Annotated in this window: 11 protein-coding genes; 9 read left to right on the forward strand and 2 right to left on the reverse strand. The window is 31.8% G+C overall.

Annotation, left to right across the window (positions count from 1 at the left end; genetic code table 11):
• Window positions 1-6: 6 nt before the first annotated feature.
• From IEW40_RS02205 to IEW40_RS02215, 3 genes are all read left to right on the forward strand, one after another.
• Window positions 7-3,234, forward strand: coding sequence for a pectinesterase family protein (locus tag IEW40_RS02205; RefSeq protein WP_188616443.1), 3,228 nt, complete (start codon window positions 7-9; stop codon window positions 3,232-3,234).
• Window positions 3,235-3,244: 10 nt separating this feature from the next.
• Window positions 3,245-4,570 carry a T9SS type A sorting domain-containing protein gene (locus IEW40_RS02210; RefSeq protein WP_188616444.1) on the forward strand — a complete coding sequence of 442 codons (1,326 nt, stop codon included), beginning with the start codon at window positions 3,245-3,247 and terminating at the stop codon, window positions 4,568-4,570.
• A gap of 131 nt (window positions 4,571-4,701) precedes the next feature.
• Window positions 4,702-5,502 (forward strand): T9SS type A sorting domain-containing protein, encoded by an 801-nt coding sequence (locus IEW40_RS02215; protein ID WP_188616445.1) that lies wholly within the window; start codon window positions 4,702-4,704, stop codon window positions 5,500-5,502.
• A gap of 502 nt (window positions 5,503-6,004) precedes the next feature.
• Here the strand turns inward: IEW40_RS02215 and IEW40_RS02220 are convergent.
• Window positions 6,005-8,491, reverse strand: a complete 2,487-nt coding sequence (locus IEW40_RS02220) for a pectate lyase family protein (RefSeq protein ID WP_188616446.1) — start codon at window positions 8,489-8,491, stop codon at window positions 6,005-6,007.
• Window positions 8,492-8,797: 306 nt separating this feature from the next.
• Here IEW40_RS02220 and IEW40_RS02225 point away from each other — a divergent pair, with 306 nt between their 5' ends.
• The 5 genes from IEW40_RS02225 to IEW40_RS02245 are packed head-to-tail and all read left to right on the forward strand — an operon-like array spanning window position 8,798 to window position 13,626.
• Window positions 8,798-9,694: an alpha/beta hydrolase gene (locus tag IEW40_RS02225; protein WP_188616447.1), complete on the forward strand. Its 897-nt coding sequence runs from the start codon at window positions 8,798-8,800 to the stop codon at window positions 9,692-9,694.
• Between the two features lie 5 nt (window positions 9,695-9,699).
• The gene (locus IEW40_RS02230) at window positions 9,700-10,662 is read left to right on the forward strand and encodes a DUF4861 family protein (RefSeq protein WP_188616448.1); all 963 of its coding nucleotides are present in this window, start codon (window positions 9,700-9,702) and stop codon (window positions 10,660-10,662) included.
• Between the two features lie 36 nt (window positions 10,663-10,698).
• On the forward strand, window positions 10,699-11,907 hold the full coding sequence (locus IEW40_RS02235) for a glycoside hydrolase family 88/105 protein (protein WP_188616449.1): 1,209 nt from the start codon (window positions 10,699-10,701) through the stop codon (window positions 11,905-11,907).
• Window positions 11,907-12,866, forward strand: coding sequence for a pectinesterase family protein (locus tag IEW40_RS02240; RefSeq protein ID WP_188616450.1), 960 nt, complete (start codon window positions 11,907-11,909; stop codon window positions 12,864-12,866). Before IEW40_RS02235 ends, IEW40_RS02240 begins: the two co-directional genes overlap by 1 nt.
• Window positions 12,853-13,626, forward strand: coding sequence for a rhamnogalacturonan acetylesterase (locus IEW40_RS02245; RefSeq protein WP_188616451.1), 774 nt, complete (start codon window positions 12,853-12,855; stop codon window positions 13,624-13,626). The genes IEW40_RS02240 and IEW40_RS02245 overlap by 14 nt, the downstream gene beginning before the upstream one ends.
• Before the next feature lie 74 nt (window positions 13,627-13,700).
• Here IEW40_RS02245 and IEW40_RS02250 read toward each other — a convergent pair whose 3' ends face one another.
• A complete protein-coding gene (locus IEW40_RS02250; RefSeq protein WP_188616452.1) occupies window positions 13,701-15,191 on the reverse strand; it encodes a glycoside hydrolase family 28 protein in 1,491 nt (496 codons plus the stop codon).
• Window positions 15,192-15,409: 218 nt separating this feature from the next.
• Between IEW40_RS02250 and IEW40_RS02255 the strand changes: the two genes are divergently transcribed.
• Window positions 15,410-15,754, forward strand: coding sequence for a phosphomannose isomerase type II C-terminal cupin domain (locus IEW40_RS02255; RefSeq protein WP_188616453.1), 345 nt, complete (start codon window positions 15,410-15,412; stop codon window positions 15,752-15,754).
• The last annotated feature ends 3 nt before the right edge of the window (window positions 15,755-15,757 follow it).

Below are 15,757 nucleotides of genomic sequence, written 5' to 3' on the forward strand. Positions count from 1 at the left end.
ATTATTATGAAAAAAATTATTTTACTTTTTTCTTTCTTAATGTTCTCATTAAGCAATGCCCAACTCATAGATGTTTGGGATTTTGGCGCTGTTCAATTAGACAATAGCACTTACAACAATATGCTAGATGAAAATGCAATTAATGCATGGTATAGTGGTGTAACACCAGGAACATCAGGTAAGACATTGCCAAATTTCACATCAGGCATTTTATCTTGGGTGGGAAATCCTACAAGTGATAGATTAAGAACCTCCAACACCAATCTCACAAGATACGACACCAATACAGCAAGCGTAACTGCATACACTGGTAGGGTTTATGCAAATGGAACAATAACTTTTAGCGGTGGTCTACCTTCAACTAGATATATTAAAATGAATCTTAACGAAGATGATGAATTAACTGTAATTGCAAGATGTGACACAGGAACAGGAACTCTTACGTTTGTAAATGAGTCTAATCCTTCTGCACAATCAGATGTGGTAAATACAACTTCTACAGCTGGAGCAGTAACTACAGCAGTTTTTGTAGCAAAAACATCTGGAACGTACAGAATTGCTGATTCTTCACAAAAAGAAAGTTTCTTTAGAATTTACAGAAAACAAGCAACTTATACTTCTGTATCTGGAAATATTGACACTAGTAATGCAGTTGGTATCCCTAGCAGTTATTCACTGGTATTTACCAATACCGCTGGAAAAACTTGGACTGTACCAATAAATTCTAATAATTACAGCGCTAGTCTTCCTATAGGATATACTTATAGTCTAAGTCTAGTAGGAGCTAATGGTTATATAATTACTTCAGGAGCTTCTGTAAATACCACCGGAGCTTCTTCTACTCTATCAAACAATATCGCTATTACTAAGGTTACATTAGAAAATCTCTCTGGAAATATTACTGGTTTAGGAACTTCTATTTCCAATTTAGGATTAACCTTTACACCTGCCCCTGCAAGCGGTAGTGTCTATGTTCCTACTCCTATTATAAATACAGCTAATAGTACATATTCCGTTAATTTAGACCAAAATATACCTTACACCATCACGACAACGGGAGTAAATGATTATCAGATTTCGCCATCTTCTGTTAATATATCTGCCAATACAATTTCAGATTTATCGTTTACTGCAAAACCTGTTTTCCCGATTACTATCAATGCTTCTGGACTTACAACTGCTCAACAAGCGAGTCTTCAATTAAAATTTACAAATATTAACGAAGCAGGTTATGTTTACACATTTTCTGATATCAATAATATTAGTTTAAGAAATGGAACTTATAAAATTGAAGCTTTAGGATTAGATAACTATCCTGTAGAATTAGCACTTACTTCTAATCTAGTAGTAAATAATGGTGCAGCTTCTAAAACAATAACTTTTCAACCAGTTACCAAATGGTCTTTTGATGACAAAGGTTTTAGTAGCAATACCACAGTATATTACAAAGGAATGCAATTGAACGGAACTGTTTCTGGAAGACAATCCCAAGGTGATTTAACGGCTAACTCTGGTGCAACAATTTTAGTTCCTATTACAGCTGGACAAAAAGTTTTGGTATACTTTTATTATGCAGCTAATTTTTCAATTGACGGTGGTAATACCATCAGTACAACTTCTGGTAGTACTTCTAACATAGAAAATACACAATACATATACAATGGTTCTACAGATGGTTTTGTAACAATTTCTGTAGGCGGTACTGGAACCAGTTATTTTACTGAAATAAAAGTAGTTCCAAATGTTACCTATACTCCTACCATCACTGTAGGAAATAACAAACAATACCAAACCATTAATGCTGCACTAGATGCAATAACAAATATGGTAAGACCTAACAACGAAAGAGTAACCATAGAAATTGATCCGGGAAATTATGAAGAAATGTTGGTAATTACTCAGCCTAACATTACCTTAAAAAATGCATCTTCTTCACCTAATACCAATGTCTTAAATAAAGGAGTAAACATAGACCCTAATGCCGTTAGAATCACATCTTACTATGGCCATGGATACAATTACTATAGCATGGCAAACAACCAAAAATGGAATCAAAATACATTAAATGTCAATTTGCAAAACGGTAATTATTCTTATTCTAATACAGGCGCAGGTACTACCAACGGTTCTTATTGGAATGCTACGGTAGTTGTAAATGCCAATGGTTTCCAAGCAGAAAATATAATTTTTGAAAATTCTTTTAATCAATATATTTCTCTTAAAGAATCGCAAGACGTAGTAGTTCCTTGGTCATCTGGTACACCAGGAGCTAGACCTACTACTTTCGGTGATGTAGCAGTACAACAAAGAAGCTACGTAGAAAGAGCTGCTGCAATTGCATTTGCCAATAATACAGATAAAGCGATACTCAATAATTGTAAAGTAATAGGAAGACAAGATACATTCTTCGGAGGTGTAGGTGCTAGAGTTGTAGTTTATAAAGGTGAGATATTAGGTGCAGTAGATTACATTTTCGGAGGAATGACAGCAGTTTTCTACAAAACAAAACTAATAATGAATGTTACTGATGCTACCAATGATTTGGCATATATTACTGCAGCACAGCAAAGTTCTGGTCGCGGATATTTAATGTACGCATGTACAATAACTTCTACCACTGCTGGTGTAGATACCAATTCTAACTATAGAGCAAATCCTGGATATTTTGGCAGACCTTGGCAAGCAAATACAAGTGAAGTAGTTTTTTATAATACAACTATCGAAACATCTAACAATCCTAATTCTGCTAGAACCACTGCTACAAAATCATTAATTGTACCAATCGGCTGGAATAATTCTTTAGGGGGAACATCATCTGGAATGTATGAATATGGAACTACAGAGCAATCAGGTGTTGATAATTCATCTAATCGTGCAACTTGGGCTACATACCTTACTAATCCTATTTTGAATGATGGTACACCAATTACAGCATTTAACTTCACAAAAGGAAATGACAATTGGGACCCAATATCAATCTTGGATAACAATGGTACTTTAAATACAAATAATACCATAGAAAAACCTTCCACAAAAATTTATAGTATTGGCAATGATTTATTAATCTCGAACATTAAAAACAATACCAAAATAAATATTTACAACATCTCTGGAAGTTTACAAAAAACTCTGAATGTAAATAAAGAAACAAAATTGACACTGCCAAAAGGTATTTGGATAGTAACAGCTCAATCTATAGAAGGTCTCTCTTCAACAAAAGTATTAATCAAATAAAAAGTAGTAAATGAAAAATATTTTTTTTGTAGTCATATTTTTTTTTAACATTTTAACCTTTGGGCAGAGTTATTTTTTTAACTCTCCCGAAGGTTTTGGTTCAGCTACGACTGGTGGTGGCAATGCTACACCTGTTATTGTAACCAACTATATTGATTTAAAAAGTAATATGACAAATACTGATGCTAAGGTTATTTTAGTTTCTGGAGAAATCTTAATACCATCTGGTCAACCGATTAGCGCAGTTATAAAAAACAAAACTATCATTGGCTTACCAGGCGCTAAACTCATTAATGAAAACCAAAGCAATCCGGGTGCTGGAATTATTTATTTAAAATCAGGTTCTAATAATATCATCATTAGAAATCTTATTTTTGTAGGCCCTGGCGCTTATGATATTAATGGACAAGACAATCTAACTTCTGATGGATGCACAAATCTTTGGGTAGATCACTGTGAATTTCAAGATGGGCAAGACGGTAATTTTGACATCAAAGGACTTTCGGACAATGTTACGGTTTCTTGGTGTAAATTCACTTACCTAAAACCGGCTAAAGCAGGCGGTTCCGGTGGTTCAAGCGATCACAGATATTCTGATCTTCTGGGCTCTAATTCTAATGATTATCCATCAGACGGACATTACAGCATTACTTTTCAGAGTTGCTACTGGGCAGATGGATGCAAAGAAAGGATGCCGAGAGCTAGAAATGCAGAATTACATATTGTAAATTGTTATTACAAAACTGGTGTCACTAGTTCTTTAGCAATAGGTCTTGGAGGTGGTGCTCAAAATACTACTTGCTATGTACAAAATACACATTTTGCTCAAATAGGCACTGCTTATAAAAACTATAATTCTACTGATGGAGGTACTGTTAGCATTAATTTTGACAATTGCTTGGGAAGCGTCCCTTCAAATGTAGGAACAGTAAATGCACCATCCTATACCTATTCTACAATGCCTGTTTCTGAAGTTGCATCTAGAGTATCTGATGCTACTTGCGGAGCTGGTGCTACACTACAAGTAAACACTTCTGGCATTGTAACTCAAGGGACTTGTACCAATCTAAGTACAAATGAAGTTACCAATAATGTGGTGAATGTCTATCCTACTCTAGTTAAAAATAATCTTACCTTCTATTTTAAAAATAAACTATTTGAAGATGTGAATATTGAAATTTATTCTATTAACGGACAAAAATTAATATCTCTTAATAAAACTTCATCATCAGAGAAAACAATTATAGTAAACATTGAAAATCTAAAAAATGGGGTCTATCTGTACCAAATAAAAAACAAAGATTATTTTACTAGAGGAAAGTTCATAAAACAGTAATTATCTTATCCAAAAAAATATAGAAATTTATCTGTAAAAATAAATTTATATCAAAAAAAATCATAAATTTGTGTAATCGATTGAATAAAAATAAAACAATATAAATCAATAACTTATTAAACCATATTATTATGAAAAGAACAGTACTTTTTTTAATTTTTACGATTTCGCTTTTTTCTATAACTCTAAATGCACAAACCAAAACATGGAATTTTAGCGATACTGCAACATGGCCAACATCTGCTGGAATTGGTACTAATCCAATAATTGTTGATAAATTAGGATTATATCCCATTACGACAAACACCAATTTTGGTGCTGTAAACGCAAACGTAACTACATTTCCTGATGGTTTTGTTAGCGTTAATCGTTTTCAAGTAAACGGAGGTGGTGGTGTTACAGCTCCAACTTATATGCCAACACAGAGATATTTTTTTATTGATGTTGATGGTCCATGTACCTTAAAAATTTGGGCAAAAAGTGGAAGTAATTCATCAGCAAGAAATATTTTTGTTACCAACGGTACTGCATTATTAGGAACTGTTGCTTGTACTATTGCAACAACAGCGGATAATGTAATTGGAACAGTAAACATTACTGCTGCAGGAAGAATTTATGTTTATTGTGATAGTGCTTGTAATTTTTATAAAATGGAAATTACTGGAGCTAATGTTACAACAAATTCTTTAACATTAGCCACTAATGATTTTAATAAACTAAAAAACGGATCAATTATTTTTTCTGATAGAAATCAAGTTTACATAAAAAACATTAAATCATCAACAAAAGTAGAGATTTATAATACAAATGGTAATCTTTTAAAATCTGTAAATACAAACTCTGACACCAATTATTCTTTATCTCCTGGTGTTTATATTATCAACACAAGTTCAAGTAAAGGTAATTCATCACAAAAGGTAATAATCAAATAATCATAATTTTTTTTATAATCTCAGTTATTCAGTGAAGAGGCTGCTATTTTTAGCAGTCTTTTTTTGGTTAAAATAATTTTTAAGTTTATCCATAAAGTAAAAAGCAAAATTATTAATACCTTTTCATTACGATATTTCATGCATACCGCTCGATAATTTCAAATTATATAAAACTTGCTGTGCATTTAGATAATTTTAATCACAATGAACGCAAGATTATATCATTAACAATTCATTACGTTAAATTTTTAAGAACGCTAAGACTTCATAAGGCAGTATAATTTTTACTAATATTTTAATTGCTAAACGAAGTTGCTTTGCGAGTATATTGCGAAATATTTTAGCGTTGAATTCTATTTTTTTGCTTTAAAATAATTTTTAACAGTTCAAAATTTTGATTACAAATTCACAAAAAATATCTCATAAATTTTATCCAAGTCAAATAAAAAAGGATGGCAATTGTGCCATCCTCTTGATAATAAAAAGACTTATATATGAAAAACTACTTTTTAATAATTTTATGAACTCTAGATCCTTTATTGGTTATTACGTTTATGAAATATAACCCACTTTTTAAATTACTTAAATCAATAGATTCATAATCACCTGATTCCGTTTTTAGAACTTGTCCGTTCACATTGATTACATTTATTTTTTGGATTATTATACCATTATTTTTTCTAAAATAAATTTCCTTTTCAATAGGATTTGGATAGATTAGGATGTCACTACTTCCTTTAATCTCATTTGTTCCAAGAGTTGTAAATACAGTTTTCATGTAAAATAAATTAGCTGTATTTTGTTTAGTAATTGTATGGGTACCAGCAGAAACAGCTATTTCAATAATACCACCTGAACCAGTGTAAGAAACACCATCTACTTTTATCGTTGGTGCAGTTTCTACAAATACTAAGGTGAGTGTACTTGCCTGTGTAGTAGTATATGTAATATTAGTTGAAGTTTCTATTTTTAAACATTGAGTTAAAGTAAGCCCTTCATAGGTTACTGTACCTTTAGTTGTTGACAAATTTCCTGAAATTGTATAAAATGAACTATTCACCCCTGAAGTAGTAAAATTATGAATTTGATTTCCTGCTGGTGTAACCGGATCAGAAGAAACAGTAATATTTCCTGTACCAGATACTGGTATTCCGCTTGCGCCTGATGTTGTAACAGTGAAACTTACATCAGCAGTTGGAGTTCCAGAAATTGTAATTGTTTTTGCGGTTGTATTTTTAACAAAATTAATTCCAGATGAAGGCAAACCACTTACTGTAGCATCTGTTGCACTACCTCCCCAAGTAAAAACCATATCATTTATTGGCGTTCCTGTTGCTACAGTTTGATCATTATTAGATGGAATGCTTAAAGTTTGTGTACTTACTGCAGTAGAATTTTCGCCTTGTACAAATACCAAAGAAGAAACATAACCTGTAAGAAGTGTTTTAAGACCTACATTTACAGACGAAGAAGTATCGTCTACAGAGTTATTAAATGTCCAAGAGATATCACCTTTAGAAACCCTACCCGCATATTGCATTACTTTATCTCTGGCTACCGTAGGATCATCAATCGTTAATGAATTTACATACAATGAAGCATTGGTATCAAAATTATTATACACATTAGCCCCTTTTTTTGATTTTATTGTACTAGGTATTACTTCGCTTCTGGTTGTTGCAACATAAGCATCAAATTCTACAGGATAATTTACAGCATCATAAGCTACAAATCTTGTTTGTCCGCTCATCACATTATTAAATGCTTTAATAAAACCACCGTCTTCACCAGAAAAAGTTCCTACTGCACCACCATAAACATCTGTACCTTGCATAGAAGTAAGCATAGGATATTTACAATTTCTAAAAAAATTACCTTCTAAAAATAAAGATGAACCTAGTGTAGAACCAGAGCCATACTTGGAAATCCCATCAAAATAATTATTGTAAATATGAGCAGAATAATATCTTACACGCGGATGTCTAGAATCTGAATGGTCATACCAATTGTGGTGATAAGTAACATACCCTGGGTTTGCGCCTTCACTTAGTCCCAAAAGATTAGATTTACCAGTATCCCAAAAGTGATTATAAGACATTGTAACGTAATTAGATTTTTTTGAATCCATAGCACCGTCTCCTTTTATTTGATCTGCATCTCCACCAGCAGAACCATAAAATAAATCATTGTTGTGTACCCAAACATAATCATTATTTTGCTGCAATCCTACATTGTCTCCTTCTGCTGCATCAGTAAGCATAAAACCAAGATTTCTTACTTCTATGTTTGATGCATTTTTAATTCTTAATCCCCAACCTTTGGCATAAGCATCAGAACCTACTCCTTCAAAAGTTATATAACTAGAAGCATTGTTATTATTTTCTATCACAATATCACCACCTAGCATATAGCTAAGATCCGTTATGTTACCAATTAATCTTACAGCTAAAGGTCTGTTATCTTTACCCTTTTTAAAGCCATCTAAAATCGTTTGTAAACCAATACAAGGATTAGTAGTAGCTCCTGTAACATTTAGTGAAACTGTATTTTTGGTGTTTTGTGTAATGTAGATAACTACCGCATTGTCTTTAAGTGTCCCATCAGCTTTATAAGCACCAGGCACTCTACCACCATTAAATGCAAAACCATTTCTATCGTGTGATAAAACAGTAATGGGATTAGAAACACTAGGAGTTCCTTCTATTCCACCAACGACAGGAACAACTTTTATGGTATAAGTACCAGCAGCTAATCCTAAAATATCAGCTCTATATTCACCACCATAGTTTCTTATTAATTGGGTGTCTATCTTTCTGTCAGTAATGCCCATACCTGAATAATAAACGTTATAGCTATCAACACCTGAAACGGTTGACCATTTTACATAGGCAGATTCTAACCAACCTACTTCTTGAGTAATAGAAACAGATTGCGCTTTAACTGTAAAAATCGAGATTAAAAACAGAAACAAAAAAGTAAATTTTTTCATAATTTAGATAATAAAACATTAATGCAATGGATTACACAAATTTATATTAAATAAATTAAGCTACCAAATTTTTTTGAAGCTTTACGTCAACACTATTAAAATGTAAAAAACAATATTAACTTAATAATCACATTTTCAAAAGTTTAATTAAAAAATAATAAAATTTATGCTGATTAATAAACTGCAAATAATTAATAGATTTTATACTTAATTAATGATAATTTTGTCTAAATCAATAAATTTTGTAGATTTGTGTAATCGATTTCAATAAATTGAATTCATTATATTTGAAACCTTTAGAATTTGATGTTTAGATTGTTATACACACCTCTATTCTGCATTTTTATCTCTATTTGTAATGCTCAGATTACAAAGGATACTACATTTACCATAAATACAGAGTATCAAAAAAACATAAAAAAATATCCTAACATCAAAGTTCCTACAAGCATCAACTCAGAAAATATCAAAAGAAATTTAGATATTCCATATCATAAAATAGACAATAGAGCCTTAAAACTAGATGCTTTTACGTTGAGTTCAAAGAAAAAAATGCCCGCAATAATCATTCTGCACGGAGGTGGTTGGAAATCTGGCAACAAAGAAATGCAAACAACAATGGCTCTAGAATTAGCAAAAAATGGCTATCAAGCTTTCGCCATAGAATATAGACTTTCTGATGAAGCTAAATATCCTGCAGCTATAGAAGATGTGGAAAATGCAATAGATTTTATCCTAAACAATGCAAAAAAATACAATGTAGATTCTTCTAAAATTGCTATTCTTGGGTGTTCATCTGGTGCGCAAATGGCTACTTTAATTGGCTTAAAACTCCACAAAAAAATTAAAGCAATTATAAATATTGACGGTATTTTGGCTTTTCATCATCCAGAATCACAAGAAGGCAAATATGCCGAATTATGGCTAGGAGGAAATTATAATCAAATTCCAAAAACTTGGGAAGATGCCTCTCCTATTACTCACATCACCAAAAACTCCCCTCCTATTTTATTTATTAACAGTCAGTTTGATAGATTTCACGCAGGTAGAGATGATATGATTGCTGAGCTTAATAATTACGGCATATATTCTGAAATCAAGAAAATAGAAAATAGTCCGCATACTTTTTGGTTGTTTGACCCTTGGTTTTTGCCAACAATAGAATATACGACCTCATTTTTAAATAAAGTTTTCAAAAAATAATAAATATGAAAATCATAAAATTCACCCTTATCTTTAGTTTATTCTTAGGAATTCTAAGTTGTACGGCTCAAAAAAACATTCAAAATTCTAAAACCAATGCAGAAATTTCTGTGAAAGAAGGCGGCAAATGGAACGAAAGAAAATATGAAGGAGGAACATTCAAAAATGTTCAAAGTCTAGAGCTAGATCCTAGACACACAGACCATTCTTTTGACATCCGATTTGAAGGACCAGGCTGGGAAAGCAATAAAATTGCCTATCGTCTTTATTTAGATTGGAGAAACGCCATAGATATCTTCGGAAAAACAACAGACAAAATGATTCTGCCAATAGTAGGACTAGACGGTTTTGAGTCTTATCATATGAAACAAGATTGGGGTTCTGATATCTTAAAAGTAGGAAAAGGACAAGGAATTGGGTCTATTCTCAGATACCAAAATAATGAAATGCTCTATTTCAAAAAAGTAGAAAAAACTTCAGTTAATGTAGAAAATTCTGCAAAAAAATCTGTTGTCAATATAAATTACAAAGGTTGGGAAACATTAAATGATAAAATAGACCTCACCACAAAATTAGAGATTTTCCCTAACGAGAGATTCACCAAAGCAACCGTTACTCCATCTAAAGCAATTTCTGGAATTTGCACAGGAATTGTAAAGGTAAAAGAATTAGAACTTCTAAAGAAAACCAGCACCAACCAAAAATGGGCTTACATCGCCACTTATGGCGACCAATCTATGTTTCAAGACAATTTAGGAATGGCAGTTTTTTATCAAACTTCATCGGTAGAGAATCTTGCTGACGGACCTTTTGACCATCTTATTGTTTTTAAACCTACTACCCAACCTATACATTACTATTTCTTGGCAGCCTGGGTAAACGAACCTAACGGAATAAAAACCAAAGAAGAATTTGTAAAATACCTTAACGAAAAATTAAGTGTATTAAATGCAAATAATAAAATGTAATTCCAAAATTTCTTACTAATTTTAATTAAAAATCGAATGCAAAATAATCTCAAATTTTTCTTAAAAATTGTATTCTCGTTACTATTATTGAGTTTTTTGAGCTGTAAATCAGTAAAAGAAAATTCAAAAACAGAAATCCCTATACATCTGAAATGGTCAGAAAGAATGGCTTTGACTTTAATGAAAAAATATCCCGAAGCCTACCAGTTAGATGATGCCAAACAACCTAAATGGGATTACGTACACGGTTTGGTAATGACAAGTTTCGAAGAATTATATAAAAAAACAAGCAAGCAAGAGTATTATAATTACCTGAAAAGTTATTCAGACGCTACCATAGATGCCAATGGAAATATACCTTCTTATAAATTAGAGAATTACAATATTGATATGCTAATTGCAGGTAATCATTTATTTTATCTTTACCAAAAAACCAATGACAAAAGGTATTTAACAGCATTACAAAAACTAAGAAACCAATTAGAAATGCACCCTAGAACTTCGGAAGGAGGATTTTGGCATAAGAAAATTTATCCTTTCCAAATGTGGTTAGATGGTTTATATATGGGCGAAACTTTCTATGCAAAATACACATCTACTTTTGAAAACGGTAAAAATTTTGACGACATTGCTTTACAATTTGAACTTATCCAAAAGCATTTACTCGACAAAAAAACCGGACTTCTCTATCACGGCTGGGACGAAAGCAAAAAAATGGATTGGGCAAATAAAGAAACAGGAACCTCACCTAATTTTTGGTCACGTTCTCTTGGTTGGTATGCTATGGCTCTGGTAGATGTTTTAGATTATATGCCAGAAAATCATTCGAAAAGAGCAGAATTAATAGGATATCTTAATAATTTGTGTGATTCATTAGCTAAATATCAAGATTCTACAGGTCTTTGGTATCAAGTTACAGACCAAGGAAACCGCGGTGGAAATTATTTAGAAGCATCTGGTTCTTCTATGTTTGCTTACACTTTTGCTAAAGGTGCAAATAAAGGATATTTACCAAAAAAATATAAAAATCTAGCCAATAAGGCATTTGATGGATTGATAAATAATTTGGTAAAAGTTTCACCAGAAGGCTACGTAACCATTACACAAGCTTGTGCTGTAGCTGGTTTAGGAGGAAATCCTTACAGAGACGGTTCATTTGAATATTACGTGAACGAAAGAAAAAAAGACAACGACCCGAAAGCTACGGGTCCTTTTATACTAGCAGCTTTAGAACTTAATAGATAATGTTTCAAAAAATTTTACTTTTATTTCATTTCTTCATTTCGCAGAGCTTTTTCTCGGCAGATAAAGACACGATTATCGTTTCAAAAGATAGTAAAGGAGATTTCAGCAACATTCAAGAAGCCATCAATCAGACCAAATCTTTTCCTTACAAAAGATTGGTAATATTCATAAAAAACGGAATTTACAAAGAGAAAGTAAAAATTCACGAATGGAATACCAATTTGGCCATCATTGGCGAAAATAAAGATAAAACCATCATCACTTTTGATGATAATTTTAACAAAATTAATTTAGGCAGAAATAGTACTTTTTTTACTCCTTCTCTTTCTTTAGAAGCCAATGATACCGTTCTAAAAAATCTAACCATCGAAAATTCTTCAGGTGAAGTAGGTCAAGCTATTGCTCTAAGCATTACAGCCAATCGTGTTTCTGTAATCAATTGTAAGATTCTGGGGAATCAAGATACTTTATATCTAAGTGGTGAAGGAAAACAATTTCTAAAAAATTGCTACATCGAAGGAACTACAGATTTTATTTTTGGGAGTGCCACTGCATTTTTTGAAAATTGCGAAATAAAAAGCAAAAAAGATTCTTATATTTCGGCTGCATCTACACCAGAAAACACAGATTTTGGTTTTGTTTTTTATCAATGTAAGATTAAAGCAGACCAAAATGTAAAGAAGGTTTATTTGGGAAGACCTTGGAGAATATATGCCAAAACAGCTTTTATCAATTGTGAATTGGGAGCGCATATTTTACCCGAAGGTTGGCACAATTGGGACAAATTTGATGCCGAAAAAACTACTTATTTTGCAGAATTTCAAAATTATGGAAAAGGCGCTGATACTAAACAAAGAGTAAAATGGTCTCATCTTATCTCTAAAAAAGAGGTGAAAAAATTTGACAAAAAAGATATTCTTAAAGATTCAAAAAAAACAAATTGGTATGAATTTTTTTAAAAATTATAAAGCAGTCTTTCTGTTGCTTTCTTTATTTGTTATAAATTGTAACAGTCTAGACAATTCTAATAAAAATCATAAAATTACGATTTACAGCATAGGAGATTCTACAATGGCAAATAAACCAGAGCCAGATAAAAACCCAGAAAGAGGCTGGGTACAAGTTTTAGGGCAGTTTTTTAACGAAAATGTAATCATAAAAAACCATGCTGTAAATGGTAGAAGCACTAAAAGTTTTAAAGAAACTGGACTTTGGAAACCTGTTTTAGATTCTTTGAAAAAAGGAGATTATCTTCTGATTCAATTTGGTCATAATGATGGTAAAGAAACCGATCCAGCTAGATACACCAATCCTCAAACTGCATATCGCTATAATCTAATTCAATATGTAGAAGAAGCTCGTGCTAAAGGTGCTATTCCAATCTTGTTATCGTCTATTGCACGAAGAAAATTTAACGAACAAGGTACTCTTCTAGACGCACACGGAAACTATACCCTAATTACAAGATTAGTAGCACAAGAACTGAAAGTTCCCTTCATAGATATGCAATATTTAACAGAAAATTTAGAAGTAAAATATGGCGTAGAAGGTTCTAAAAAATTGCATTTACATTATCTACCTAATGAAATTCCTTATTATCCAGAAGGTAAAAAAGATGATACACATCTCTCTTTAATTGGTGCAACAGAAATAGCAAAAATTTTTATAAAAGAAGTAAAAAAACAAAAGCTTCCATTAGAAAAATACATCAAAAAATAATCTTTCAGATTAAAAAAGCAACTAAATTTATTTGTTGCTTTTTTGTTGAAATTAGATTTAAATCAAACTTAAATTTATTTTATCTGTATTGCTGTTTTTAATTTTCCTGGAATTTTAATGTCTTTTTGTCCGTTTACTTTTACATTTTCAAAAACAATATTTTGGAAAAAATCTCCTTTTAAATCTGTATTACTTTTTACAATATTGATGTTCTTAAAAAATAAATCTTGAATTAGTTTTTCTTTTAAACCCAGAAACATAAATGCATTTTCTGTTTCACTACAATTGACATTGCTGATGTAAAATTGGTGAAAAAACGGAATTTTATCTCCTGTTTTCTGTGCATCTTCACTTTCTTTTGTGCTTCCTACAGGTGCATCTGCATATGAAGTATCAAAGATAAAAGCATTTTCTTTAATGTTTTTAAGGGTAATATTGTCAATATAAATTTCGCTTACTTCTCCACCTCTACCAGAGTTACTTTTCACCCTAATTCCGTTATCAGAACCATCAAAAGTACAATTGGTAACATAGATATTTTTCATTCCACCATCTGTATTACTGCCAATTACAAAACCGCCATGTGCATCATTTACAGTACATTCTGCAATAATTACATTCTGAAGTTTAGCTTCACCATCTTTAGATTCTCCGCTAGATTTCATGCAGATACCATCATCACCTGCATTTACGAAAGTATTATAAATAATTACATTTTTAGAAGCACTGATGTCTATACCATCTCCATTTTGCGCCCAACTTGGGTTATAAACATTGGTATTTCTAATTACCAGATTGGTTATTTGTCTAGGATTAAGAATAAACTTCGGCGAATTTCTAAAAGTAGGTCCGTCAATCAAAAGATTTTTAACTTTTGAAAGCGTAAACATCATTGGTCTGAGGAAATGATGAAGTTTTTTATAATCTTCTATGGTAGCATCTTTTTTCTTTGTTATGCTTTTAGAAAGTTTTTCACCTTCTTTGGCATCAAGACTAGGCCACCAAACTTTGCCATCATCACTTAGAACACTTCCTTTTTTAGCCAATAAATTTTTCCAAGCAAAATCATCTACTTTATATTTTTTTACAGGACGCCATGCATCGCCAGCTCCATCAAAAATTCCTTTACCAGTGAAGGCTACATCATGTAAATTGTCTCCCCAAATTGGCGGGGTAACATCTATTTTACCAGGCGAAGTTTCTCTTAATGGAAATTGGTTAATATCATCACTAAATTGAACAATAGCACCTTCTTCTACATGAAAATTAATATTGCTTTTCAGTTCTATAGGACCAGTAAGCCAAACACCAGCCGGAACAATTAATTTTCCGCCACCGTTTTGATTGATTGTAGAAATAGCCGTTTCAAATGCTTTCGTATTCAGAAATTTGCCATTTCCTATTCCGCCAAAGTCTTTTATATTATATGCTTTCTCTGGAATGGTCGGTAAAACCATTTCACCAAATTTAAACGGTGCATTTTTGATATAGTAATTAATCTCATTTTTCTGTGCATTAAATATCGAAAAAAGAAAAATTGCACTTCCTAACAGAAATTTCTTCATTTTTAATTGTTTAAAAAAATTAAATAATGAAACAAATTTACTAAATAATTTTATTTATGCAATCGTTTGCACATAATAAATAAAAGATAATTTTCATCATATTAATATGAAATTCTCTACGTGATGTTTTTATCCAGGAGTACAAATTTCTACTAAATTTTGAAAAAATAATAGCATTAAACCTTTAATATTACCGCTATCTTTACATAAAAAATCATATGAAAGAAATCGGAGAAAGACCGTGGGGAAAGTATTTTGTAATATTTGATGAACCCAATTTTAAATTAAAAAGAATTGAAGTAAAACCTGGGCAAAGATTATCTTACCAGTACCATCATCATCGGCAAGAAGCTTGGACAATCATTCAAGGAACTGCAAAAATAACGCTAGACGATGTAGACAAAATATACAATTATGGTGAGACTGCGCTAATCCCACTTACTGCAAAACACCGCGTAGAAAATATAGGTAAAGAAATGCTAATCTTTATAGAAGTACAGACCGGCACTTATTTTGGCGAAGATGACATCGTAAGAATAGAAGATGATTTCGATAGAAATTAAAAT

It is taken from the genome of Cloacibacterium rupense (assembly GCF_014645495.1).
Classification (GTDB): domain Bacteria; phylum Bacteroidota; class Bacteroidia; order Flavobacteriales; family Weeksellaceae; genus Cloacibacterium; species Cloacibacterium rupense.

Excerpts from the sequence above, each read along its gene's own strand:
- IEW40_RS02205 (WP_188616443.1), top strand. The coding sequence starts at position 7 with ATGAAAAAAATTATTTTACTTTTTTCTTTCTTAATGTTCTCATTAAGC.
- IEW40_RS02210 (WP_188616444.1), top strand. The coding sequence starts at position 3,245 with ATGAAAAATATTTTTTTTGTAGTCATATTTTTTTTTAACATTTTAACC.
- IEW40_RS02215 (WP_188616445.1), top strand. The coding sequence starts at position 4,702 with ATGAAAAGAACAGTACTTTTTTTAATTTTTACGATTTCGCTTTTTTCT.
- IEW40_RS02220 (WP_188616446.1), bottom strand. The coding sequence starts at position 8,491 with ATGAAAAAATTTACTTTTTTGTTTCTGTTTTTAATCTCGATTTTTACA.
- IEW40_RS02225 (WP_188616447.1), top strand. The coding sequence starts at position 8,798 with ATGTTTAGATTGTTATACACACCTCTATTCTGCATTTTTATCTCTATT.
- IEW40_RS02230 (WP_188616448.1), top strand. The coding sequence starts at position 9,700 with ATGAAAATCATAAAATTCACCCTTATCTTTAGTTTATTCTTAGGAATT.
- IEW40_RS02235 (WP_188616449.1), top strand. The coding sequence starts at position 10,699 with ATGCAAAATAATCTCAAATTTTTCTTAAAAATTGTATTCTCGTTACTA.
- IEW40_RS02240 (WP_188616450.1), top strand. The coding sequence starts at position 11,907 with ATGTTTCAAAAAATTTTACTTTTATTTCATTTCTTCATTTCGCAGAGC.
- IEW40_RS02245 (WP_188616451.1), top strand. The coding sequence starts at position 12,853 with ATGAATTTTTTTAAAAATTATAAAGCAGTCTTTCTGTTGCTTTCTTTA.
- IEW40_RS02250 (WP_188616452.1), bottom strand. The coding sequence starts at position 15,191 with ATGAAGAAATTTCTGTTAGGAAGTGCAATTTTTCTTTTTTCGATATTT.
- IEW40_RS02255 (WP_188616453.1), top strand. The coding sequence starts at position 15,410 with ATGAAAGAAATCGGAGAAAGACCGTGGGGAAAGTATTTTGTAATATTT.